Below are 22185 nucleotides of genomic sequence, written 5' to 3' on the forward strand. Positions count from 1 at the left end.
AGTGTTCGAAAAGCAAAACGGACGCGCTCAGGCCAGGGGACGGTTTCGAAAATGCGCGACAATGCTCGCATGACGATCGCGTCCCGCTGCCACCAGCACCCCGTGCGTCACTTCCCGACGATTATAGAGGATGGGATCTCCGGAGAGGTCGCTCATCCTACCATCCGCTTCCTGCACGATCAAATCGGCCGCCGCAAGGTCCCAATCATGGCTGTTGCCCCCCGCAAAAGCCGCATCCAGGGTGCCGTTGGCGACCCGGCAGAGCCGGAGTGCCAGCGAACCGATTCGCGGATGCAGCTTGATGTCGCCGCCTGTCGAGAGTCGCTCGACCATCGGCTTCGGGCCGGCGACCCGGGCGAAGTCGAGCGCGGTCCCGCCTGTCGCCCGGACCGGCTTGCCATTGAGGATCGTGCCCTGGCCGCGGACGGCGAAGAAGAACTCGTTGCTGACAGGCGCGAACACGGCGGCCAGCACCGGCGAGGCATCCTCGACCAGCGCGACGCTGACGCACCATTCGTCATGGCCGTTGAGATAATTGCGGGTGCCGTCGATGGGATCGACCACCCAGGTCAGCCGCCGCGATAGCCGCGTGGCATCGTCGGCGCTCTCCTCCGACAGCCAGCCATAGTCCGGCGTGGCGCCGCGCAGGCGCGCTTCGAGCAGATCGTTGACGGCGATGTCGGCTTCCGAGACCGGCGAGGACGCGCCCTTGGTCCATTTCTTCAGCTCGGTGCGGAACATCGACTGCGCCAGCGCACCCGCGTCTCGTACCGCATCTTTCAGGAGCGCCGCATCGTGCGTCAGAACGTTTGCGTCGAGACTGTCAGCGTCCGCCAAGCGTCAGTCCTTCGATACGCACCGTCGGCGCATTGATGCCGTAGCGGAACTCGAGATTGTTGGCCGGCTGCATCGACTTGAAGATCTCGAACAGATGGCCCGCGATCGTCACCTCGCTCACGGGATAGGTGAGCTCGCCGTTCTCGATCCAGAAACCGGAGGCGCCGCGGCTGTAATCGCCGGTGACACCGTTGACGCCGGAGCCGATCAGGTCGGTGACGTAGAAACCCTGCTTGATGTCGGCGATCAGCTCGGCCGGGGTCGGTGTGCCCGGTTCGAGATGCAGATTGTACGGCCCCGGCGACGGCGAGGACGAGACGCCACGATGGGCGTGGCCGGTGGTGGTGAGGCCGAGCTCGCGCGCGGTGGCGCAATCGAGCAGCCAGGTCGTCAGCACGCCCTCGTCGATCAACGCGGTCTTCTTCACCGCGACGCCCTCGGCGTCGAAGGTCTGCGAGCGCAGGCCGCGCTTGCGCAGGGGATCGTCGATGATGCGGATGTTCTTGGCAAACAGCTGCTGCCCGAGCTTGTCCTTGAGGAAGCTGGTCTTGCGCGCGATCGAGGCGCCGTTGATGGCGCCGACGACATGGCCGACCAGCGAGCCCGCGACGCGCGGGTCGAACACGACCGGCACCTTGCAGGTCTCGACCTTGCGCGGATTGTAGCGTGCCACGGTGCGCTCGCCGGCGGAGCGGCCGACCACTTCGGGCGACAGCAGATCGGCACCGTGCGGCGCCGAGGTGAAGTCGTAATCGCGCTCCATGCTGGTGCCTTCGCCGACGATCGCGGTCGCCGAGATGCCCTGGCTCGAGCGGAGGTATGAACCGTGGAAGCCGGTCGAGGTGACGAGCACCATGCCGCCCATGCCGGCGGAGGCCGAGGCACCGCCGGATTTCGACACGCCCTTGACGGCAAGCGCCGCAGCTTCGGCTTCGAGCGCGCGGCGCTCGAGCTCGGCGGTCGCAGGCACATCGGGATCGAGCAGATCGAGATCGGGGAAATCGCGCGCGAGCAGCGCGGGATCGGCGAGGCCGACATATTTGTCTGACGGAGCAACCCTGGCCATCGCGACCGCGCGCTCGGCAAGCTTGGTCACGGCATCGCCGCTCGCGTCATTGGTGGAGACCACGGCCTGGCGCTGGCCGACCAGCACGCGCAGGCCGACATCGTCACCCTCGGACCGCTCGGATTCCTCGACGCGGCCGTCCCGCACCTCGACGCCTTGCGAGATGCCGCGCACTGCGACCGCATCGGCCGCATCAGCGCCGGCGCGCTTCGCCGCCTCGACCAGACGCTGAGCGAGTTCGGACAGCGCGGACTGATCAAACAGGTCGCGATTGGCTTTAGGCGAAAGCGTCGAGCTTGGTGAAGGGTTCACAAACGAAATCCTGTTGGGGCGCGGGAGGTTTCGGGGCGATCTTAGGCCCTGAACACCAGATGTGCCCAAATGGTGCGGACTTCAAGCATTATCAGCCCGCAAAAGGCTCAGATTCGCGGCTTCCGCGCAACGTCTCGTCAATCATCCGCGCCAAGGTCTTGTCAATCATGGCGGGCGGTGACGCTGGATTAACCAGCCTTTTTAAGCGGTTTCGGAAAGCCCCGCGCTAAGGTCCTCGCATCGACCGGGAACATAATCCTGGCGGGGAGAACGAAAGCCGTGAGGCGTCAAACAGCAATAAGCGGGGCCGCTCCCGCAGGGTCGAGCCGCAATCTGCGGCTCGACCCTCTTTCCCTTCCGGTCCGTTTCGATGCGCATGATCCGCGCGCCGACGGCTACACCAGGCAAATCGAGCTTCATCGCGAGCGTGTCGTGCTGCGCCGTGCCGTCCGCGGCATGCAGATGGCCATCAACGTGCGCGTCAGCGACTTCACCGGCGTCGCACTGCGCGGCAATGACGAGGCACAGACCCTCGTCCTGGTGCATCGCGATCCCTCACTCTCCGTTCCGCTGCTGGTCAGCGCCGATGGCGACGATCTCGCCGAGGCCTGGGCGATCTGGAGCGAGATCTTCGCGCTGCCGCAGCTCAACGAAGGTGCCAGCAAGCCCGCACCGCGTCGCCGCCGCCGCAACGCGATCCGCGACCGCCGTCCGAAATTCCTGATGCGCCGTCGCACCGCCATGACGCGCGAGCTGCCGATCCATCGCGCAGAACGCGAGATCATCGCAAGGAACTAAGCGACGGGCACGGCCGTCGGGTGGGCAAAGCGAAAAGCGTGCCCACCTCTTCTATCAATCATTGAGAGATCGTGGGCACGGCGCGAGTGCGCCTTTGCCCACCCTACGGGAGCTACGCGGCCCGCATCACCGCGTCGGCCAGCAGTCCCGCAAACAGCAGCAAGCCCGCATATTTGTTCGAGTAGAACAGACGCTTGCACAAGTCCGGGTCGTCGATCCGGAGCCGCATGATCTGCGACGCCAGATGCACGGCGAAGGCGGCAAGCCCGAGCCAGGCCGGCCAGCGCGCATCGCCAGACGCCAGCGCGACACCGATCAGCGTCACCGACAGCCCGTAGAACAGGATCAGCGCCTGGTGTGTATGTGCGCCGAACAGGCGCGCGGTGGACTTGATGCCGATCAGCGCATCGTCCTCGGCGTCCTGATGCGCATAGATGGTGTCATAGCCGATCACCCAGGCGATCGACCCGGCATAGAGCACCAGCGCGGTGACGTCGATACGTCCGAAGGTGACAGCAAAGCCCATCAGCGCGCCCCATGAGAAGGCGAGCCCAAGGAAGACCTGCGGCCACCAGGTGACACGCTTCATGAAGGGATAGATCGCGACGACCACGAGCGAGGCGATGCCGGTCGCGACCGCAAAACGGTTGAACTGCAGCAGCACAACGAGGCCCACCAGCGCCTGCGCGACCAGAAAGGCCAGCGCCTGCTTCACGGTGATGCGCCCCGACGGCAACGGCCGCGAGCGGGTGCGCTCGACCTTGGCGTCGAGGTCGCGGTCAGTGATGTCGTTCCAGGCGCAGCCTGCCCCGCGCATCACGAAGGCGCCGATCAAGAACAGGACGACGGTGAGCGGCAGGCGGCGGACATCATGCACCATGCCGGCGGCGAGCGCTGCCGACCACCAGCATGGCATCAAGAGAAGCCAGGAGCCGATCGGACGATCGTAACGCGACAATCGCAGATACGGCCGCGCCCATTCCGGCGCGAGCGTATCGACCCAGTTGCCGGTGGAATCGGCAACGCGGGCGGATGTGTCGCTCATCGGGTGAGGACGTTGCCGTTGAGTGTATCGAAAGTGCTGCCGCCCTTCTTGCCGGCATTGGCTTCCGGCGCCGAGCCCGAACCCACCACCTCACTCAGCGACGGACCGGCCGGACCGCGCGGCTGGTTCGCCATCTGCTGCGCGACGTTGCAGACCTTCGTCGCCATGGCCTCGGTGTTCTTGTGCCCGGCCTTCATCTGCTCGCCGACGTTCGGCGGGATTCCGCATTTGGCGGCGTGAACCTCGATGTATTTCATCATCTTGGTCTCAGCCTGGCTGAAACTGCGGATCAGCTTGCAGGCTTCGTCCGGCGGAGCATGACGGTTGCTCGCGGCCTGGATCAGCTTGCCGCGCTTCTCGGCCTCTTCGCGGAGCGGCATGAACGCCTTCATGCAGTCCTCGCCGGGACCGCCCTGCGTCGGCGGCGCCGCGCTGAAAGCGCCGCCGGCACCACCGATGGGGGCGGCACCGTTCGTGGGAAAGGATGCTTGCGGCGCAGTGCCGACGGAGGCGACCGGTGCCGAACCGTTCACGGGCGGAAACGCGGAATCGGGCGCGGACTGGCCCGGCAGCGGCGCCGGGAATCCCTGGGCATAGGCGCCAGCAGTCCCCATGGCGAGCATGGCGGCAGCGATCGGAACCATCAAACGACGGATCATCAAGATAGTCTCTCCGGCAGGAGCTTACGGGGCTCGGCGCCTTCCCAATTGAAGCGCAACCAGCGTGTTCGCAATTTTACGATTCCCGCCGCCGCTTAACAACCCGTCGAATAGGGCAGGAGCGCGGCGCGCCGACGCACCGATTCGGCAATATTTACCCCTGAAACGGCTGCTTTCGGTTAAGAACGGGGGCAAATTGGACTTTTGATCAATGCCCTCCCACGATTTTCGCGCCCCCCGCCTGTTCGTCGAGCCCACCCTGGCCCAGGATGCCAGGGTTCCGCTCGACCGTGACCAGAGCAACTACCTGGGTAATGTGCTGCGGCTTGCCGCCGGGGCCGAGGTTCTGGCGTTCAACGGCCGCGACGGCGAATGGCAGGCCGCGATCGAAGGCCGCAAGCGGCCCGACAACCTCGTCATCCTCCAGCAGGTCCGCCCCCAGGATCGGCTGCCCGACCTCGCTTACGTCTTCGCCCCGCTCAAGCATGCCCGGCTCGATTACACGGTCCAGAAGGCCGTGGAGATGGGCGCCGCCATCCTGCAGCCTATCCAGACCCGGTTCACCCAGGCCTCCCGCGTCAACATCGAGCGGATGCGCGCCAATGTCATCGAGGCGGCCGAGCAATGCGGCATCCTGAGCCTCGCCGCCGTGGCCGAACCCGCGCCGCTCGAGCGCTACCTCAGCCAGCGCCCCGCCGACCGCCTGCTGGTGTTCTGCGACGAGGCGGCCGAGGTCGCGAATCCCATCCAGGGCCTGCAGCAGGCGCGCGCATCCGGGCACGGTATCGACATCCTGATCGGTCCCGAGGGCGGCTTCGCCGAAGAAGAGCGGGCCCTGCTGCTGCGCCAGCCCAATATCCTGCGGCTGGCGCTCGGCCCGCGGATCCTGCGGGCCGACACGGCCGCAGTGGCGGCGCTGGCGCTGGTGCAGGCGGTGCTGGGCGATTGGGGCGGCGCGCGCGACTAGGTCGCGATCTCCGCTAGCTGTGCTCCCGCACGGATCGATGCAGGGTCTCGGACGGCAACTCGCCGAACGCCGCCCTGTAACTCGCCGCGAACTCGCTCAAATGCCAGAACCCGTGGGCAATGGCGCAGGCCTTCACGCTGCGCCGTCCCGGTCCGGTGCGCAGCTGCAGGCGCACCGACCAGAGACGCAGGACCCGGCTATAGCGGTGCGGGCTCATGCCGCAGATGGCCTGCGTCGCACTCTGGAGGGTCCGAACCGACACGCCGACCCGCTCGGCCATTTCGGTCGTCTTGAGCCAGACCGTCAGGTCGTGCCGGATCAACTTCTCCATGTCGGCGACGATCCGCAGATAGCTCTCCGTCGTGGCGTGCACGGACCTGCTGTCCACGCTGGTCCGGACCGCACCGTCGATCGCGCCGAGCAGGGATTGTTCGACAGCCGCTCGCGACGTCGGCTGGCTCAGGAAGTCCGGATCGTTGGCGGCGGTTTCGAGCGTCGTGGAGATCAGGCATTGCAGGGAGGCGAGGACGTCCGGTGTCGGGCTCAGCAAATGATAGCCATCCAGCCGAGACCAGGGCTCGTTCGCGGGCGGCGTGAAGTAGACGACACCGATCAGACGTCCGACCGGCTCATACACCAGGCAATCGGACGCGCCCTTCAGAATGACGATCGAACTGCCGATTGCCTGCCCATTGATGCGGGTCGAGGCCACATGATCCATCGGCACCACCACGGCGGCAGCATGCGCCAGCTGATAACCGCGAATGATCCGCGGGAAGGTCTTCACCAGCGACAGGCTCAGCGTCGGCAGACTGAGCCGCGCGCGCATGATCGCGGTCGACCCGGCAGACAACGGCATGCTGGACGCACCGGCATATCTCTCACTGTCGCCGAAATGATCGATGTCATACGACTGGAGCTCGAGCGCCGATGACGGCTTGAGACCCTGGAACGACAACAAGCACTCCGCAGAGCCTTTTTGAGCTCCGTCGCGAGCAATGTTGAGACGGCTTTGATCCATGTCCTGCCGCCTACCTCGCCTTCTTCGTCGCCGCGACGACCTTGGCGCCACTCAGATCGTCCGGTCCGTTGATGCCGGCGCGCTTGAGATCGCGGAGCAGTTTCGTCAGCAGCAGCATGTTGGTCTTCTGTAGCTCGTGGTTGTTGCCAAACTTGAATGCGTTCTGCTCGGTCACGATCAGCCCGGCTTTGGTCTCGGCGAGAATCTTCCGCCTCTTCAATCCCGACACACGACGGCGAACCGTCTCCAGCGGCAGGCTGAGGAAGCGAGAGAGTGCCGCGCGGGACACGCCCTGCTTGATCGTATCCGGTTCGACAGTGTGAATGCTGGAGAACTTCTCGTCCAGCGACGGATCGTTCATCACATTGATAACGTTCGCATTGAGAATCGCGTGAACGATCAAAAGGTCCATCGGATCGAATTCGTCGTAGTTCCGGAACATCTCGCTGATCGAGAACAGCATATAGGCCAGCGTATGTCGCGAGACCGTCCGGATGATATCAGAAGCATTGCGCATGAATCGGAAACCAATATTCATCTTGTAAACGAAGGCAGCAACGAGCGTATCGTCCCGCATACCCAAATTGAGTATGTGACAACTTGCCAAGTGTGCTCAATCTCTCATTGTGACTCACAATGACGCTGCAGGTTCATGGGGCGCGTGCGTCGGACGATTTTCGCGATCGGCATCACGGCTGACCATCGACACGATCGTCGGGTCCACGATCGTCGCCGCGACCTTGATGCACTGCATCCAACGATGTCGATGACGCCGGCGCGATTCAGCCGGCCGTCGCGCAGGAACGAGTGGCCATGGACGACGAAGGCGAGCGACGCCAGGAATTGCGCCTGATCAAAGCGTTTCTCAGCATCACGGACGCGCGCAAGCGGCAGAGAATTCTCAATCTGGCGGAGCAGCTCGCCGACGACGCCGCATCCGACAGCACAGCACTGGCCCCGGCCGACGTATCGAAGCCGGACGGGTGCGGAGACGCCACTGGCCGGGTTGAATGAGCGCGAAACAGCGTCGCGGCACACCGGCCGCCGCCGCCAACCCGGAAATCAGGAACTAGGTATTTAGATACCTAGAGCGGGCAAGGCGGCAAATCCGGGCGGGATCGTCCGGACGGCTCCGAAGTCGTTAAGCGATTGATCCTTTGGAGGTCGAAACCGCTTTCCGGCCATGCTAAGGGCTGCGCAAATTCCTGTGCCTCCCCGTTGGCACCCTTTGGCCTCCCGGTTCCGCCGGGACGATGGACCCCTGTTATGACCGCGACTGCCACCTCAAATGCTGCCGGCTCCGCCGCCTGGGCGGATACGCTGCTGTTGTCGTTTGCGCAGGCCGGCTACGTCAGGGCCGAGCCGGCCATCCTGCAACCGGCCGAGCCGTTCCTCGACCTGTCCGGCGAGGACATCCGAAAAAGCCTCTACCTGACGACGGACCTGTCCGGCGAGGAGCTCTGCCTGCGCCCAGACCTGACGATCCCCGTGGCGCGCGACTATCTCGCCTCCAGCCGTGCCGGCCAGCCGGCGGGGTTCAGCTATCTGGGCCCCGTGTTCCGCTACCGCAGCGGACAGGCCAGCGAGTTCCTCCAGGCCGGGATCGAGTCGTTCGGCCGCCAGGATCGTGCGGCCGCGGATGCCGAGACGCTGGCGCTGGCGCTGGAGGCGACCGCCGCTTTCGGCGTGCGCGACGTCGAGATCCGCACCGGCGACGTGGCGCTGTTCAACGCATTGCTCGACGCGCTCGACCTCTATCCGGTCTGGCGTCGCCGCCTGGTCAAGGACTTCCACCGCAAGATCAGCCTGGAGCAGGATCTCGAAGGGCTGGCCCGCACGACCGCAACCACGCGCAGCGAATATGAGGGCGTGCTGGCTGCGCTCGCGGGGTCCGACCGCAAGGCGGCGCTGGCCTTCGTCACCGATCTGATGTCGATCGCCGGCACCACCAATGTCGGTGGCCGCACCACGGCCGAGATCGCAGACCGCTTCCTCGAGCAGTCGACGCTGAAGGGCGGCGCGCTGCCGCGCGAGGCGATCACCGTGCTGAAGCGCTTCCTGTCGATCTCGGGCAATCCGGACGATGCCATTGCCGAGCTGCGCGCGCTGACCGCCGACGCAAAGCTCGACCTTGCCGGCGCCATCGACCAGTTCGAGAGCCGGATCGGCTTCATGGCGGCGCGCGGCATCGACGTGAAGACCACGCGCTTCTCGACCGCGTTCGGGCGTGGCCTCGACTACTATACCGGCTTCGAATTCGAACTGCACCACACAGGCAACGGCGCCGAGCCGCTGGTTGCCGGTGGCCGCTACGATGGACTGATGACCCAGCTCGGATCGCCGGCGCCGATTCCGGCCGTCGGCTTCTCGGTCTGGGTGGACGCGCTGACCAGGATCGGCCGCAAGGTGGGAGCTTAAGTCATGAGCGCGCCATTCGTTCTGGCCGTTCCCTCCAAGGGTCGCCTGCAGGAAAACACCGAGGCCTTCTTCGCCCGTGCCGGGCTGAAGCTGTCGAAGGCCGGCGGCGCCCGCGACTATCGCGGCACGCTTGCGGGCCTCGACAATGTCGAGGTCGCCTATCTCTCGGCCAGCGAGATCGCATCACAGCTCGCCCGCGGCTTCGCGCATCTCGGTGTCACCGGCGAAGACCTGGTGCGCGAGAACATCGCCGACGCCGACAAGCACGTGTCGCTGATCGACGGGCTCGGCTTCGGCTATGCCGACGTCGTGGTCGCGGTGCCGCAGGCCTGGATCGACGTCCGCACCATGGCGGATCTCGACGACGTCACCACCGGCTTCCGCGAGCAGCATCACATGCGGATGCGGGTCGCGACCAAGTTCGTCAACCTCACCCGCAGCTTCTTCCAGAGCCACGGCATCACCGACTACCGCATCGTCGAGAGCGCAGGCGCGACCGAGGGCGCGCCGGCGGCCGGCAGCGCCGAGCTGATCGTCGACATCACCACGACCGGTGCGACGCTTGCCGCCAATGGCCTGCGGGTGCTCGACGACGGCGTGATCCTGCGCAGCCAGGCCAATCTGGTCGCCTCGAAGGAGGCCGACTGGTCGCCGCAGGCCCGCGAGACCGCCCGCGTCATCCTCGACCACATCGCGGCCCGGGCCCGGGCCAACAAATACCGCGAGGTCCGGACCCGCTTCCGGCAATGCGACGCCACCCTGCTCACCGAGGCCCACAGCCGTTTCGGCGTCGAGGCTCCGTTCGGCGGACCGACCTCGTCGGGCATGCTCACGCTGCACTGCCCACCCGGGCAGCTTTATGCGCTCGCGAGCTTCCTGCGCGAACATGGCGCCGAGACCGTCTCGGTGGTCTCGCTCGACTACGTGTTCGACCGGGAGAACCCGCTGTTTGCCAAGCTCGAAGCGTTCCTGCGGCGGTGAGCCCAAAGTTTGCCGGACAGCTCCGTTCAGCGTAGCGACAGCAAGCGGCAGCTATCATATGCTGTTGAGATGATTTCGACGCCTCTGGAACCTTGATCGATGATGCTGGGCACTGACGTTTCCGCCCTGACCACCACCGCAGCGAGCGCCGCCGCGAAGGGGCTGTCGATTGTCGTCCCCGTCTATAACGAGGCGGCCGGCCTCGCCGTCCTGCACCAGCGCATCTGCGATATCGCCAAGACCTTGCGGCAACGCTACCGCCTCGCCTGCGAGGTCGTTTACGTCGACGACGGCAGCGCGGATGCGACGCTGTCGATCGCGCGTTCGCTGCCGGCCGACACGATCGATGTCCAGGTGGTCTCGCTGTCGCGCAATTTCGGCAAGGAGGCGGCGCTGATGGCCGGCCTCGACCATGCCCGGCTTGGCGCCGTGATGTTCATGGATGGCGACGGCCAGCACCCGCCGGCGCTGGTCGAGCAGCTGGTGCGGCACTGGATCGAGGACGGCTATGACGTCGTCTATACCGCCAAGGCGCATCGCGATAACGAGCCCTTCCTGCGCCGCGTCGCCGGGCGCGGCTTCTACGCGCTGATCAATTGGGGCGCACGCCAGAAGATCCCGGAGGACGCCGGCGACTTCCGCCTGCTGTCGCCGCGCGCGGTCGCGGCACTGCGGCAGCTGCCGGAGCGCAACCGCTTCTTCAAGGGTCTCGCAAGCTGGATCGGCTTCCGCCAGATCCGCGTCGACTACGAGCCCGCGCCGCGTGTCCATGGCGTGACGACCTTCAGCGCCGCGCGCCTGCTGGGCCTGTCGATCGAAGGCGTGACCTCGTTCTCGGTCGCGCCGCTGCGCTTCGCCAGCCTGCTCGGCGTGATCCTCGCCGGCGGTGCCTTCCTGTTCGGCCTCTCGATCCTCTGGGAGGTCTGGACCACCGGCAAGCAGGTGCCCGGCTATCCCTCGCTGGTGATCGGCCTGATGACGATCGGCGGCGTGCAGCTCATCATGATCGGCATCGTCGGCGAATATATCGGCAAGATCCTCTCGGAGCTGAAGGCGCGTCCGATCTACTTCGTCGCCGAGCATAGCGAAAAGCATTTCGAGGCCGACAAGGCCCAGGACGCTTCAAGCCAGGACGCATCCAGCAGGACCGCAGCCGAATGAGCGCGGCGGCAGCGCCGCGACCGATCTGGCTCTGCGCCGACGATTACGGCATCAGCCCGGGTGTCAATCGCGCGATCCGCGACCTGATCGAGCGCGGCCGCCTCAACGCGACCTCGGTAATGATGGTGGGCCCCGCGATCGAGCGTGGCGAGGTCGATGGGCTCCAGGCTGCGGCGAAGACCAGCCCGCGCTGCGCGATCGGATTGCACGTGACGCTGTCGGCGCCGTTCCGCCCCCTCACCATGCACTTCCGTCCGCTCGACGGCGACATGTTCATGGCCTTTCCAAAACTGCTGCGCGCCGGATTTCTGCGACGGCTCGACCGCGAATTCTTCCGCAACGAGGTGAGAGCGCAACTCGCCGCTTTCGTGGAAGCGTTCGGCCGCGCGCCCGACTTCGTCGACGGCCACCAGCATGTGCAACTGTTTCCGCAGGTGCGCGACGGCTTCATCGATGCCGTCAGCGAGGCAGCACCACAGGCGTGGGTGCGCCAGGGCGGACGCGACCTGCCGCTGGCGCAGCGGCTGGCTTCGCCGAAGGCAATGGTGCTCGATGTCCTCAGCGCGCAATTCCGCCGCCAGGCCGGCCGCGCCGGTCTTGCATTCAATCCCGCCTTTGCCGGCGCCTATGATTTCACGCGCGCGGCCGATTTCGGCGAATTGATGCGGCAGTTCCTGGACGGTCTCCCCGAGGGCGGTCTCGTGATGTGCCATCCCGGCTTCGTCGACGAGGTCCTCGCCGGCCTCGACCCGATGACGGATGTCAGGGAACGCGAGCATGCCTATCTCGCCAGCGACGCCTTCGCGCAGCTGCTGGCGGCCAGCCACGTGACATTGGGATGAAACCGGCCAAGGCCGGGGGTCGCGAGGCAGTCTGTCGCATACGGAAATTTAATCCGGCCGCCACTGTTGGGGCCACAATGGAACCCTACATCCCGCTTGCGCTTGTTTCGCGCGAGGGAGACAGACCATGACGCCGCAGGAACGCCAGCTCGTCGACGAGCTTTTCGACCGGCTTTCGAAACTGGAAAATGCACCGCGCGATCCCGACGCGATCGCCGCAATTTCGGACGGCCTACGCAAGGCGCCGGGCGCAGTCTATGCGCTGGTGCAGACCACGCTGCTGCAGGACGAAGCGCTGAAGCGCGCGCATAACCGCATCCAGGAGCTGGAAGCGGCCCATGCGCCCGAGCAGCCCCAGTCCGGCGGCTTCCTCGACACCATGCGCGACACGCTGTTCGGCTCGAGCCCGTCGCGCGGCTCGGTTCCGAACGTGCCGCCGCGCGACTCCCGGCCGGTCTGGAACAGCGGCCAGGCGATGCAGCAGGCCCAGCCGGGCTACGGCCAGCCGCCTTATGGTCAGGCCTACGGACAGGGTCAGGGTTACGGCCAAGGCTACGGCGCCCCGCCGGTCGGCGGTGGCGGCGGCTCGTTCCTGGGCACGGCAGCGGCGGCCGCGGCCGGCGTGGTCGGCGGCTCGCTGCTGCTCTCCAGCATCCGCGGCATGATGGGCGGCGGATCGCATCAGGCTTTCGGCGACACCACCATCATCGAGGAACGCGGAGGCGGTGGCAGTGCAGGTGGCAATCCCTGGAGCGGCGACCAGTCCGGCAGCTCGCTCGCCCGCGATGCCGGCCTCAACGACATCGGATCGAACCGGGATTCGCGCCAGGATTCGCGCCAAGGCTTCTTTGACCAGGCGTCGAACGATCGCGACGGCAACGATCAGGATTACGACAACAACGATAGCGGCAATATGGACCTGGCCGACGACAGCGATTTCGGCAATGACGACGGCGGCAGCGATTACGCCTGAGCAAGTCCGATCCGCAACGCAGAACGGCCGCCCATTGGGCGGCCGTTTTGTTTCGTGCGGCGGTCAACCGCCCCAGTACGGATAACGATTGCTGTATTCGTCCGGCGTCGAGGACGAGTACGGGACCGGGCGAGGAACATAGGCAAAGCCCTCAGCCGCGCGCGGCGTGAGCTGGGGGGCGAAGGTCTGGCCGGCAGGGGCGACATGGCGCCGATGATGCACGGTCCCCGCACTGGCCGAGGCGGTCAGAGCGACGAGAACACCCAAAGCCAAGATCGTACGCATCGCATTGCTCCTGTTGAGTAGCTATGCGCACCACATAGGACCAGGGCATGACCGCACCAATCCGCCGCTCCTTCACGACTGCTCACAACTGCGGCATCATTGATGCCGCAGGCCCTCACATCACCACGACCTTGGTACCGACATTGACGCGGCCGTAGAGGTCGATGACGTCCTCGTTGCGCATGCGGATGCAGCCGGAGGAGACGTTGGTGCCGATGGTCCAGGGCTCGTTGGAGCCGTGGATGCGGTAGAGCGTCGAGCCGAGATACATCGCGCGCGCGCCGAGCGGGTTTTCCGGGCCGCCCTCCATGTGCCGCGGCAGATCGGGACGGCGGGCGAGCATTTCCGCCGGCGGCGTCCAATCCGGCCATTCGCGCTTGGCGGTGATCGACTTCACGCCGCTCCAGGTGAAGCCCTCGCGCCCGACGCCGATGCCGTAGCGCATCGCCCGGCCGTTGCCCTCGACGAGATAGAGAAACTTGTTGTTGGAATCGACCACGATCGTGCCGGCACTTTCCTTGCCGCTATAGTCAACAAGTTGTTTCTCGAATTTCGGATCGAACGGACGCTGCCGCGGATCGATCGCCTCCTGCTGGTAGCTTGCGCCCTGCTGATATCCACCCTGCATCTGCGGCTCGCCCATCGGCGGCAGGCGGCGCGGATCGTTGTAGGCGGGCTGCTGCTGATAGATCGACTGCTGCGGCGCATAGGCCGGACCGCGGCCGGGCCCGTCGCCGAACAGGAACTCGATGAAGCCTCCGCCCATGTTGGCATTGGAGGCGACGCGCACCGGTGCCGGCGGGACATGCGGCTGGTAGAGCACCGCGGGCGGATCGTTCGGCACCGTATTGTCGAAAGCACTGGCGCGATCGGCGCCGGCAATGAAGGCGCAAGCGCTGCCAAGCAGCGCGACAGACATTTTCTTGAACATCGACGTACTCTGTACTGTTTCGTCTAGTTGCATTCGCCGCCGAACGCGATGGCTGTCCGCGTCCTCGACGTGGTCAATAAAGAGCAAACTCCGTTTCGTTTGGTAAACGCATCGGGCGTTTCGATTCACCACGTCGCGATCGGCGCGGCAATTCGGCGATCAGCGTTTATTTTCGATGAAGGGCGAAGCCCCATGGTTAATCGCCCGTTTGCATGCCGTCGCGCGCGGCCGCACAAGAGTTCCTGCTGTGAACCTCGTGTTAAATCGCTTCTGTCTACAAAGACGCGTGAGTGAGGTGGGGGGAGTTCCTGATGGCTGTTCACCGCAAGCGTTTTCGTGTCGAGGATATCGCCGGTGGCGAGATGCCAATTCTTGACGTAGCAGAAGAGGCAGGCCCGATGCATAGCGAGATTATGGCGGAGCTGCGCGCGATCCGCGCACAGATGGCAAAGGGCGCGGCGCCCTTGACCGGCAGCGCTGCCATGGCGGCGATCGACGCCTCCACGGCGCAGGAGCTTTCCGACGCACGCACGATGCTCGAGACCTATCGGGCCCAGATCGAGCAGTGCGAGAAGCTCAAGGTCGAGCTCGACCTGATCCATGACGCCATCGACCGCACCAAGCGCGAGATCGCGACCCTGCACGGCAAGAGCTTCGACGGCGGCGAGATGGCCAAGGTCAACGGCGAGCTCGGCGCGGTGGTCGGCGGCACCGAACAGGCGACCCAGCAGATCCTCGAAGCCGCCGAGTCGATCGACCAGGCGGCATCCGCGCTCGGCAAGGTCGACTCGGTCGACCAGCAGAAGCGCCTTGCCGACGACATCCAGGAACGCGTCATCTCGATCTTCGAAGCCTGCAACTTCCAGGACCTGACCGGCCAGCGCATCAGCAAGGTCATGACCACGATGAAGTTCATCGAGCAGCATATCAATGCGATGATGGACATCTGGGGTGGCGTCGACGCGATCAAGTCGCACGTGCCGGCCCCGGTCGACAGCCGCAGCGAGGACGAAAAGCTGCTCAACGGCCCGAAGCTCGCCGGCGACGTCGGCCACGCCTCGCAGGACGACATCGACGCGCTGTTCGACTGAGCGAACGCGACAGAGAGACAAACAAAACGCCGGCGCGAGCCGGCGTTTTTTATTGTCTATCGTCTGGCGAGATCGCCTGCCCTTCTCCCCCTGTGGGAGAAGGTGGCGCGAAGCGCCGGATGAGGGGTTGTCTCCCAGAACGCAAATGACAGTTGGACTCGCGGAGGGTCACCCCTCACCCGGCTTCGCTTTCAGCGAAGCCACCCTCTCCCACAAGGGGAGAGGGTGAAGGTCACGCCCTCGGCGCGCAGCGGACGTAGACCATGTTGCCGTAACGGGTGGCGGCGTCCTTGTCGACGAAGCGGGTGATCATGACGCGGCCGTCGAAGGAGACGATCTCGCGGTCCTGCTCGCCCGGCGTCGGGCCGGAGGGGCCGATATAGTTCTTGCCGCCCGGCGAGCCCTTCAGCCGCAGTTCCTGCGGCGTGGCCTGGTCGGCGAGATGCATGATCACGCCGCCGGAGGAACCGGCGCCGATCACGTAGGGGTTCTTGCACTGGGCCCGCGCGGCCGCCTCGGTGCGGGCGCGGTCGGCCGGGTTCTGGAACGAGGCGAGGCCCCAGCGCCCGACGATCTCGTCGGCGCGGATCGAGGCCGGCATTTCCGGCGCGACGCCGGGCTCGGTCTCGGGCGCCGGCTGGGACGAAGAGAAGGACGGCAGGCTCATGCCGCCGCCGCAGGCGCCGAGCAGCAACGCCAGGCAAGAGGCAGCCGCCAGATTGGCAACCGTGCGCGCGTGAGCTGAACTGATCATGGCATTCCCCCGAACAAGACCATGGCCGCATCCCTCCCGCAGCCAAGCGCAAAACCGCAGCCGTAGCAATGACGTCCTAATATACGCCTGCGCCGGAATCGAGTTTCCGTAGACACCATCCTATATCCGCCTCACCAATCGCTTAACCACCTTTGCTTGACAGGATCGCAGCCAAGCCATATCCCCTGCGCACTATTAGCACTCGGAAAGACCGATTGCTAAGCGCGCTGTTCGCTCCTCGGGCTGAGGGTGAACGGGAGCGCCGCCCCCACCCACTTCCGCTGCTTTCGGAAAAGCGAGCCTCCAAAGGGAAACGTCATGGCTAAGTCCAAATTTCGTCCGCTGCATGACCGTGTCGTGGTCAAACGTATCGACGCCGAGGAAAAGACCAAGGGCGGCATCATCATCCCCGACACCGCCAAGGAAAAGCCGTCCCAGGGCGAAGTCGTCGCCGTCGGCCCCGGCGGCCGTGACGAGGCCGGCAAGCTGATCCCGATCGACCTCAAGGTCGGCGACCGCGTGCTGTTCGGCAAGTGGTCGGGCACCGAGGTCAAGATCGACAACGAAGATCTCCTGATCATGAAGGAGTCGGACATCATGGGCGTGATGGCCTAAGGCCAGACGCCTGAACGGCCGCTGAATGCCATGCCCGGATCATGAGGTCCGGGCATCCATCATTCCGCCGCACAGCCTCAAACAAGACACATCACGACACACGAAGGGATAGCAGACCATGGCTGCCAAGGACGTCAAGTTTTCCGGAGACGCGCGCGATCGCATGCTGCGCGGCGTCGACATTCTCGCCAACGCCGTCAAGGTGACGCTCGGCCCGAAGGGCCGCAACGTCGTCATCGAGAAGTCGTTCGGCGCGCCCCGCATCACCAAGGACGGCGTCACCGTCGCCAAGGAGATCGAGCTCGAGGACAAGTTCGAGAACATGGGCGCCCAGATGGTGCGTGAGGTCGCCTCCAAGACCAACGACCTCGCCGGCGACGGCACCACCACCGCGACCGTGCTGGCCCAGGCCATCGTGCGCGAAGGCGCCAAGGCGGTTGCCGCCGGCATGAATCCGATGGACCTCAAGCGCGGCATCGACACCGCGGTGACCGCCGTCGTCAAGGACATCGAGAAGCGCGCCAAGCCGGTTGCCGCCTCCTCCGAGGTCGCCCAGGTCGGCACCATCTCGGCCAACGGCGATGCCGCCATCGGCAAGATGATCGCCCAGGCGATGCAGAAGGTCGGCAACGAGGGCGTCATCACCGTCGAGGAAAACAAGTCGCTCGACACCGAAGTCGACATCGTCGAGGGCATGAAGTTCGACCGCGGCTATCTGTCGCCCTACTTCGTCACCAACCCCGAGAAGATGACCGCCGAGCTCGAGGACGCCTACATCCTGCTGCACGAGAAGAAGCTCTCCGGCCTCCAGGCCATGCTGCCGGTGCTCGAAGCCGTGGTGCAGTCGGGCAAGCCGCTCGTCATCATCGCCGAGGACGTCGAGGGCGAGGCGCTGGCCACCCTGGTCGTCAACCGCCTGCGTGGCGGCCTCAAGGTCGCCGCCGTCAAGGCGCCGGGCTTCGGTGACCGCCGCAAGGCCATGCTGGAAGACCTCGCGATCCTGACCGGCGGTCAGCTGATCTCGGAAGATCTCGGCATGAAGCTCGAGAACGTCACGGTGAAGATGCTGGGTCGTGCCGGCAAGGTCGTGATCGACAAGGAGAACACCACGATCGTCAAGGGCGCCGGCAAGAAGCCGGAGATCGAGGCCCGCGTCGGCCAGATCAAGGCCCAGATCGAGGAGACCACCTCGGACTACGACCGTGAGAAGCTCCAGGAGCGTCTCGCCAAGCTCGCCGGCGGCGTCGCCGTGATCCGCGTCGGTGGTGCCACCGAGATCGAGGTCAAGGAGAAGAAGGACCGCGTCGAGGACGCGCTCAACGCCACCCGCGCCGCGGTGCAGGAAGGCATCGTCCCCGGCGGCGGCGTCACGCTGCTGCGCGCCAAGAAGGCGGTCGGCCGTCTCACCAACGCCAATGCCGACGTGCAGGCCGGCATCAACATCGTGCTGAAGGCGCTGGAAGCTCCGATCCGCCAGATCTCGGAGAATGCCGGCGTCGAGGGCTCGATCGTGGTCGGCAAGATCCTCGAGAACAAGTCCGAGACCTTCGGCTTCGACGCCCAGACCGAGGACTATGTCGACATGATCGAGAAGGGCATCATCGATCCCGCCAAGGTGGTGCGCACCGCGCTGCAGGACGCCTCCTCCGTGGCCGGCCTGCTGGTGACCACCGAAGCGATGGTCGCCGAAGCGCCGAAGAAGGACGCTCCGCCCGCCATGCCGGCCGGCGGCGGCATGGGCGGCTTCTAAGCCCATCCTCACCTGACAGTGTTGCGAAGGCCGCCTCCGGGCGGCCTTCTTTTTTGCCGACACTGGCCTGCGCTTCAACCGGCGGCCAAAACCCACTACGGTGGCGCCCGATTCTGTTCCTCCGAGGATTTCGTCGATGCGCGCGCTTCTGGTTTGTTCGACGGCCCTTTTGGCCGCCCTGATTGCAGTATCGCCCGAGGTCGCCTCAGCCCAGATGAAGCTGTCGCCGAAGGCCACGGCGCCCGGCGGCATGGAGACGCGCTATTTCACCTCGATCGACGGGCTGATGGACGGCAATGCCGACGTGATCCTGAAGGAGACCCGGCAGGGCAAGACGGTCACCGCGGCGGTGCTCGACGTCTGCTACCCCGTCGCCAAGAACTCCGACCGCAAGGACCGCTTCGTCGTCAATCTCCAGATCTCCGGCCAGACGCTGAGTGGAACGACGCAAAGCCTCGGCGCCAAGGCGCCGGTCACCGTCAAGCTCACGCGCAAGCCGACCGGCGACACCTTCGAGTTCCGCGGCCAGATCGGCATCGGCCAGACCATGACCGAAGTGACCTCGCCTGATAATGCCGATCTCAGCGAGAAGGAATTCCTGGACAACCAGACCACCGACGACGGCATCACGCCCCAACCGAAGGATTTTACCGAAGTGTCGCCGGAAGCGATCGCGGTCAAGGTCAAGCTGGATAACGCGACCGAGTTCCTGAAGAGCCTCAAGGGCCAGGACGTCGAGGTGACGCTCGCAAGTCTCTCCGTCGGCTGCGACGCGCTGCGCGCCGGCGAGCAGACCATCAACATGTCGGTCGATCCGGAGCGCTCAGCCGCGCTGCTCGCGAAATTCAAGGCGATGCCGGGCGTCACGGCCGCGGGCTGGACCGCAGGGCTCGCCGAGATGGACCGCACCGTCCGCATTCCCGCCGCCGACTGGCGCGACGGCGACAAGATCAACCGCGACAAGCTCGCCACTGCAATTGCCGGCGTGCTGAGCAAGACGCTCGCGGCCAAGCCGGCCTCGCAGGGCTTCGACGCCGCCACCGGCAAGCTCAAGCTCGTTTTCAAACGGCCGAACCAGGATTTCCCGGCGCTCGAGCTCACCGACACGATCGAGGTCTCGGGCCTCATCTCCGCCGACAAGCCGGGGACATCAGACAAGCTGATGGTCTGGATCGGCAGCCCCTCGACCACCACCGCCGACGAGAGCACCGGCGCCAAGCTCAACGTTTCCGATGACGCGACGGCCGATGAGGAAGGCGACCAGCCCGACGACAATGGCTCGATCGAGGCGCTCGCCAAGGAGCTGAAGGGCCAGCGCTGGGACGCCGACAAGTCGGTGTGGAAGTAGGCGGAGCTCTCGACGCGCTGTCATCGCCCGGCTTGACCGGGCGATCCAGTACTCCGAGACGGCCGTGCTTGAATCGATAGGCCGCGGCGTACAGGATGCCCCGCCTTCGCGGGGCATGACGGAGAGACCTAATTGCCGTTGGCGCGGAAGCGCAGCGGCTTCGGGCCGATCAGCGTGAGCACATCGCCCTGACGTTTCCAGGTCTCGACGGCGGCGAGCGCGGCGACGAGATCGTCATCCGCCTGGGCCTTGGCCGGCGGACAGGACCGATCCTGAATTGCGCCGGGAACGAAAATCACGGTGTTGCCGGCGACCGAGAACTGGCCCTTGCCGCCCTTGCACCAGAGCTCGAGCACGACCTCACCATTGTCGCCGATCTCGATGTTCGGGATTCGCTTCGAGCCGGGTTGCGGCACGGCCTCGAGCGTCATCTCAGTGCCGAAGGGAAAGCCCTCTTCCGCTCGCGCAACGGCGGACATCACGAGCAACGCAGCCGCCGCGCACACCATCTGCTTCAACGATACCATGAGACCTCTCGACCGACCCGCTTTGCGGGGTCTTTTATAAGACGGCAAAGCCTTTGAGAAGGTTCGCCGATCCAGGACACAAAAAGCCCCGCGGGACGATCCCGCGGGGCTTTTCGTCCATGCCGGACGTCGCCGCTACTTCAGGACGAGCTCCGTGAACGGATAGACATAGGCTTGCAACGTCACGAACACACCGACGAGGCAGGCCAGCACGATCGAGTGCCAGAACACGAAGCGCAGGATCGTGCCTTCGTGGCCGTACCAATTGGTCGCGGTGGAGGCGACGACGATCGATTGCGCGTCGATCATCTTGCCCATCACGCCGCCGGACGAGTTCGCCGCCGCCATCAGGATCGGCGACAGGCCGAGCTGCTGCGAGGTGATCTTCTGGAGGTTGCCGAACAGGATGTTCGACGACGTATCCGATCCGGTCAGTGCCACGCCCAACCAGCCGAGCAACGTGCCGAAGAAGGGATAGAGCACGCCGGTTGCGGCAAAGGCGAGACCCAGCGTCGCGTCGACGCCGGAGAGGCGCGTCAGCGTTCCGATCGCGAGCATCGCCGAGATCGTGATCAGCGAGATCGCGCAGAGCCGGATGGTGCGGCCGTATTCAACCAGCAGCCTGCCGGGACCAACGCCCATCAGGACGCCGGAGATGATCGCCGCAATCAGCATGCCGGTGCCGGTGAAGGACAGGTAGGTGAAGCCGAACACCGCCCCTTCCTTGGTCGGCCCTGGTGCAACCGGCGGCATCTTGTTGATCATCTGGTGCAGCTCCGGAACGGGATAGTTCCAGACGAAGATCGAGTTCGCCCAGGTCTTGAAGGCCCCATTGCCCCAGATCAGCATCACGACGCAGACGATGATCCACGGCAACAACGCACTGAAGAGCTCGCTTTGGGTCAACGGCGTCTTGTCGATCGGCTTTGCCGCGGCCATCGTCGCAGCCGATTCATCATGTCCGCGCAGCGCCGGCGACAGCCAGAGCTGCTTCGGCTGCCAGACCTTCAGGAACAGGATCAGCGCGCCCATCGAGATCAGCGACGCGCCGATGTCGACGATCCAGGGATTGACGTAGTTCGAGATCACGAACTGCGGAACCGCGAACGTCACGCCGGTGACGAGGATCGCCGGCCAGACATCCTTCATGCCCTTCCAGCCCGCGAACGCCCACACCACCCAGAACGGCACGATCAGCGAGAACAGCGGCAATTGCCGCCCGACCATCGCGCCGAGGATGTAGGGATCGAGCCCGGTGACGGAGGCGAGGCCCTGGATCGGCGTCCCCAGCGCGCCGAAGGCGACAGGCGCGGTGTTGGCGATCAGCGACAGGCCGGACGCTGCGAGCGGCGAGAAGCCGAGGCCAATCAGCACGGCGCCGGTGATCGCCACCGGAGTGCCGAAACCCGAGGCGCCCTCGAAGAAGGCGCCGAAGGAGAAGGCGATCAACAGCAATTGCAGCCGCCGGTCCTCGGTGACGCCGCCGACTGCGCGCTTCAACAGTTCGAACCGCCCGGTCGTGACCGTCACCTGGTAGAGGAAGATGACGTTGAGCACGATCCAGCCGATCGGGAAGAAGCCGGTCACGATGCCGAGGATCGAGGCGCGGATCGACATGTTCACCGGCATGGTGAAAACGAAGATCGTGATCAGGTTGGTCACGATCACGGCGACGATGGCTGCGATGTGAGCCTGAACGCGCCCGCTCGCGATCAGGACCAGAAGCGTGACGACGGGTATCGCCGCCGCGATCGTCGACAGCACGGGGCTGTGCAGCGGATCATAGATTTGATTCCACATGGTC

General features: G+C 65.3%; 23 protein-coding genes. 12 read left to right on the forward strand and 11 right to left on the reverse strand.

Translation table 11 applies throughout. The features are described from left to right. Nucleotides 1-27: 27 nt before the first annotated feature. Both NLM32_RS41615 and NLM32_RS41620 read right to left on the reverse strand, forming a co-directional pair. On the reverse strand, nt 28-837 hold the full coding sequence (locus NLM32_RS41615; protein WP_254134438.1) for a 3'(2'),5'-bisphosphate nucleotidase CysQ: 810 nt from the start codon (nt 835-837) through the stop codon (nt 28-30). Next, the gene (locus tag NLM32_RS41620) at nt 824-2215 is read right to left on the reverse strand and encodes a TldD/PmbA family protein (protein ID WP_254134439.1); all 1392 of its coding nucleotides are present in this window, start codon (nt 2213-2215) and stop codon (nt 824-826) included. Before NLM32_RS41620 ends, NLM32_RS41615 begins: the two co-directional genes overlap by 14 nt. A 279-nt stretch (nt 2216-2494) precedes the next feature. Between NLM32_RS41620 and NLM32_RS41625 the strand changes: the two genes are divergently transcribed. Continuing rightward, nucleotides 2495-3013, forward strand: a complete 519-nt coding sequence (locus tag NLM32_RS41625; RefSeq protein ID WP_254134440.1) for a DUF6101 family protein — start codon at nt 2495-2497, stop codon at nt 3011-3013. Nucleotides 3014-3125: 112 nt separating this feature from the next. Here NLM32_RS41625 and ubiA read toward each other — a convergent pair whose 3' ends face one another. Continuing rightward, complete coding sequence (gene ubiA, locus NLM32_RS41630) at nt 3126-4058, reverse strand: 4-hydroxybenzoate octaprenyltransferase (protein WP_254134441.1); 933 nt, start codon at nt 4056-4058, stop codon at nt 3126-3128. Continuing rightward, the gene (locus tag NLM32_RS41635) at nt 4055-4717 is read right to left on the reverse strand and encodes a hypothetical protein (RefSeq protein WP_254134442.1); all 663 of its coding nucleotides are present in this window, start codon (nt 4715-4717) and stop codon (nt 4055-4057) included. The genes ubiA and NLM32_RS41635 overlap by 4 nt, the downstream gene beginning before the upstream one ends. Nucleotides 4718-4928: 211 nt before the next feature. On the opposite strand from NLM32_RS41635, the gene NLM32_RS41640 reads away from it, so the two are divergent. Next, entirely contained in the window at nt 4929-5684 is a 756-nt protein-coding gene (locus NLM32_RS41640; protein WP_254134443.1) for a 16S rRNA (uracil(1498)-N(3))-methyltransferase, read from the forward strand. A 13-nt stretch (nt 5685-5697) separates the two neighbouring features. Here NLM32_RS41640 and NLM32_RS41645 read toward each other — a convergent pair whose 3' ends face one another. Continuing rightward, the gene (locus NLM32_RS41645; protein ID WP_254134444.1) at nt 5698-6642 is read right to left on the reverse strand and encodes a helix-turn-helix domain-containing protein; all 945 of its coding nucleotides are present in this window, start codon (nt 6640-6642) and stop codon (nt 5698-5700) included. Nucleotides 6643-6715: 73 nt separating this feature from the next. Further along, nucleotides 6716-7222 carry a hypothetical protein gene (locus NLM32_RS41650; RefSeq protein WP_254134445.1) on the reverse strand — a complete coding sequence of 169 codons (507 nt, stop codon included), beginning with the start codon at nt 7220-7222 and terminating at the stop codon, nt 6716-6718. 296 nt (nt 7223-7518) lie between these two features. Between NLM32_RS41650 and NLM32_RS41655 the strand changes: the two genes are divergently transcribed. The 6 genes from NLM32_RS41655 to NLM32_RS41680 all read left to right on the forward strand — a co-directional run bounded on the left by NLM32_RS41655 (nt 7519) and on the right by NLM32_RS41680 (nt 13080). After that, nucleotides 7519-7719 carry a hypothetical protein gene (locus tag NLM32_RS41655; protein WP_254134446.1) on the forward strand — a complete coding sequence of 67 codons (201 nt, stop codon included), beginning with the start codon at nt 7519-7521 and terminating at the stop codon, nt 7717-7719. Nucleotides 7720-7971: 252 nt separating this feature from the next. After that, on the forward strand, nt 7972-9123 hold the full coding sequence (locus NLM32_RS41660; RefSeq protein WP_254134447.1) for an ATP phosphoribosyltransferase regulatory subunit: 1152 nt from the start codon (nt 7972-7974) through the stop codon (nt 9121-9123). A 3-nt stretch (nt 9124-9126) separates the two neighbouring features. Next, the gene (hisG, locus tag NLM32_RS41665) at nt 9127-10104 is read left to right on the forward strand and encodes an ATP phosphoribosyltransferase (protein ID WP_254134448.1); all 978 of its coding nucleotides are present in this window, start codon (nt 9127-9129) and stop codon (nt 10102-10104) included. A gap of 99 nt (nt 10105-10203) precedes the next feature. After that, complete coding sequence (locus NLM32_RS41670; protein ID WP_254134449.1) at nt 10204-11265, forward strand: glycosyltransferase family 2 protein; 1062 nt, start codon at nt 10204-10206, stop codon at nt 11263-11265. Beyond that, on the forward strand, nt 11262-12107 hold the full coding sequence (locus tag NLM32_RS41675) for a ChbG/HpnK family deacetylase (protein ID WP_254134450.1): 846 nt from the start codon (nt 11262-11264) through the stop codon (nt 12105-12107). The genes NLM32_RS41670 and NLM32_RS41675 overlap by 4 nt, the downstream gene beginning before the upstream one ends. Before the next feature lie 127 nt (nt 12108-12234). Next, a complete protein-coding gene (locus tag NLM32_RS41680) occupies nt 12235-13080 on the forward strand; it encodes a DUF2076 domain-containing protein (protein ID WP_254134451.1) in 846 nt (281 codons plus the stop codon). Between the two features lie 63 nt (nt 13081-13143). Here the strand turns inward: NLM32_RS41680 and NLM32_RS41685 are convergent, their stop codons facing one another. Then, on the reverse strand, nt 13144-13365 hold the full coding sequence (locus tag NLM32_RS41685) for a hypothetical protein (RefSeq protein WP_254134452.1): 222 nt from the start codon (nt 13363-13365) through the stop codon (nt 13144-13146). Nucleotides 13366-13480: 115 nt separating this feature from the next. Continuing rightward, complete coding sequence (locus NLM32_RS41690; protein WP_254134453.1) at nt 13481-14296, reverse strand: L,D-transpeptidase; 816 nt, start codon at nt 14294-14296, stop codon at nt 13481-13483. Between the two features lie 311 nt (nt 14297-14607). Between NLM32_RS41690 and NLM32_RS41695 the strand changes: the two genes are divergently transcribed. Beyond that, nucleotides 14608-15387, forward strand: coding sequence for a protein phosphatase CheZ (locus NLM32_RS41695; RefSeq protein WP_254134454.1), 780 nt, complete (start codon nt 14608-14610; stop codon nt 15385-15387). Nucleotides 15388-15619: 232 nt separating this feature from the next. Here NLM32_RS41695 and NLM32_RS41700 read toward each other — a convergent pair whose 3' ends face one another. Then, on the reverse strand, nt 15620-16141 hold the full coding sequence (locus tag NLM32_RS41700; protein WP_254134455.1) for a hypothetical protein: 522 nt from the start codon (nt 16139-16141) through the stop codon (nt 15620-15622). Nucleotides 16142-16459: 318 nt separating this feature from the next. Here NLM32_RS41700 and groES point away from each other — a divergent pair, with 318 nt between their 5' ends. From groES to NLM32_RS41715, 3 genes are all read left to right on the forward strand, one after another. Further along, a complete protein-coding gene (gene groES, locus NLM32_RS41705) occupies nt 16460-16756 on the forward strand; it encodes a co-chaperone GroES (RefSeq protein ID WP_254134456.1) in 297 nt (98 codons plus the stop codon). Nucleotides 16757-16874: 118 nt separating this feature from the next. Further along, on the forward strand, nt 16875-18506 hold the full coding sequence (groL, locus tag NLM32_RS41710) for a chaperonin GroEL (RefSeq protein ID WP_254134457.1): 1632 nt from the start codon (nt 16875-16877) through the stop codon (nt 18504-18506). A 136-nt stretch (nt 18507-18642) separates the two neighbouring features. Next, on the forward strand, nt 18643-19854 hold the full coding sequence (locus NLM32_RS41715) for a hypothetical protein (RefSeq protein ID WP_254134458.1): 1212 nt from the start codon (nt 18643-18645) through the stop codon (nt 19852-19854). Nucleotides 19855-19982: 128 nt separating this feature from the next. Here the strand turns inward: NLM32_RS41715 and NLM32_RS41720 are convergent, their stop codons facing one another. Together NLM32_RS41720 and NLM32_RS41725 are read right to left on the reverse strand one after the other, a co-directional pair. Further along, nucleotides 19983-20381 (reverse strand): META domain-containing protein, encoded by a 399-nt coding sequence (locus tag NLM32_RS41720; RefSeq protein WP_254134459.1) that lies wholly within the window; start codon nt 20379-20381, stop codon nt 19983-19985. 135 nt (nt 20382-20516) lie between these two features. Beyond that, a complete protein-coding gene (locus NLM32_RS41725; RefSeq protein WP_254134460.1) occupies nt 20517-22181 on the reverse strand; it encodes an L-lactate permease in 1665 nt (554 codons plus the stop codon). Between the last annotated feature and the right edge of the window lie 4 nt (nt 22182-22185).

Source organism: Bradyrhizobium sp. CCGUVB14 (assembly GCF_024199935.1).
In the GTDB taxonomy this organism is placed as follows: Bacteria; Pseudomonadota; Alphaproteobacteria; order Rhizobiales; family Xanthobacteraceae; genus Bradyrhizobium.

What these genes read in the sequence shown, in the direction of transcription:
- NLM32_RS41725 (WP_254134460.1), bottom strand. Translation starts at nt 22,181, where the DNA reads ATGTGGAATCAAATCTATGATCCGCTGCACAGCCCCGTGCTGTCGACG.
- NLM32_RS41695 (WP_254134454.1), top strand. Translation starts at nt 14,608, where the DNA reads ATGGCTGTTCACCGCAAGCGTTTTCGTGTCGAGGATATCGCCGGTGGC.
- NLM32_RS41655 (WP_254134446.1), top strand. Translation starts at nt 7,519, where the DNA reads ATGGACGACGAAGGCGAGCGACGCCAGGAATTGCGCCTGATCAAAGCG.
- groES (WP_254134456.1), top strand. Translation starts at nt 16,460, where the DNA reads ATGGCTAAGTCCAAATTTCGTCCGCTGCATGACCGTGTCGTGGTCAAA.
- NLM32_RS41670 (WP_254134449.1), top strand. Translation starts at nt 10,204, where the DNA reads ATGATGCTGGGCACTGACGTTTCCGCCCTGACCACCACCGCAGCGAGC.
- NLM32_RS41660 (WP_254134447.1), top strand. Translation starts at nt 7,972, where the DNA reads ATGACCGCGACTGCCACCTCAAATGCTGCCGGCTCCGCCGCCTGGGCG.
- groL (WP_254134457.1), top strand. Translation starts at nt 16,875, where the DNA reads ATGGCTGCCAAGGACGTCAAGTTTTCCGGAGACGCGCGCGATCGCATG.
- NLM32_RS41650 (WP_254134445.1), bottom strand. Translation starts at nt 7,222, where the DNA reads ATGCGCAATGCTTCTGATATCATCCGGACGGTCTCGCGACATACGCTG.
- NLM32_RS41690 (WP_254134453.1), bottom strand. Translation starts at nt 14,296, where the DNA reads ATGTTCAAGAAAATGTCTGTCGCGCTGCTTGGCAGCGCTTGCGCCTTC.
- NLM32_RS41685 (WP_254134452.1), bottom strand. Translation starts at nt 13,365, where the DNA reads ATGCGTACGATCTTGGCTTTGGGTGTTCTCGTCGCTCTGACCGCCTCG.
- NLM32_RS41680 (WP_254134451.1), top strand. Translation starts at nt 12,235, where the DNA reads ATGACGCCGCAGGAACGCCAGCTCGTCGACGAGCTTTTCGACCGGCTT.
- NLM32_RS41715 (WP_254134458.1), top strand. Translation starts at nt 18,643, where the DNA reads ATGCGCGCGCTTCTGGTTTGTTCGACGGCCCTTTTGGCCGCCCTGATT.
- ubiA (WP_254134441.1), bottom strand. Translation starts at nt 4,058, where the DNA reads ATGAGCGACACATCCGCCCGCGTTGCCGATTCCACCGGCAACTGGGTC.
- NLM32_RS41720 (WP_254134459.1), bottom strand. Translation starts at nt 20,381, where the DNA reads ATGGTATCGTTGAAGCAGATGGTGTGCGCGGCGGCTGCGTTGCTCGTG.
- NLM32_RS41640 (WP_254134443.1), top strand. Translation starts at nt 4,929, where the DNA reads ATGCCCTCCCACGATTTTCGCGCCCCCCGCCTGTTCGTCGAGCCCACC.
- NLM32_RS41635 (WP_254134442.1), bottom strand. Translation starts at nt 4,717, where the DNA reads ATGATCCGTCGTTTGATGGTTCCGATCGCTGCCGCCATGCTCGCCATG.
- hisG (WP_254134448.1), top strand. Translation starts at nt 9,127, where the DNA reads ATGAGCGCGCCATTCGTTCTGGCCGTTCCCTCCAAGGGTCGCCTGCAG.
- NLM32_RS41675 (WP_254134450.1), top strand. Translation starts at nt 11,262, where the DNA reads ATGAGCGCGGCGGCAGCGCCGCGACCGATCTGGCTCTGCGCCGACGAT.
- NLM32_RS41700 (WP_254134455.1), bottom strand. Translation starts at nt 16,141, where the DNA reads ATGATCAGTTCAGCTCACGCGCGCACGGTTGCCAATCTGGCGGCTGCC.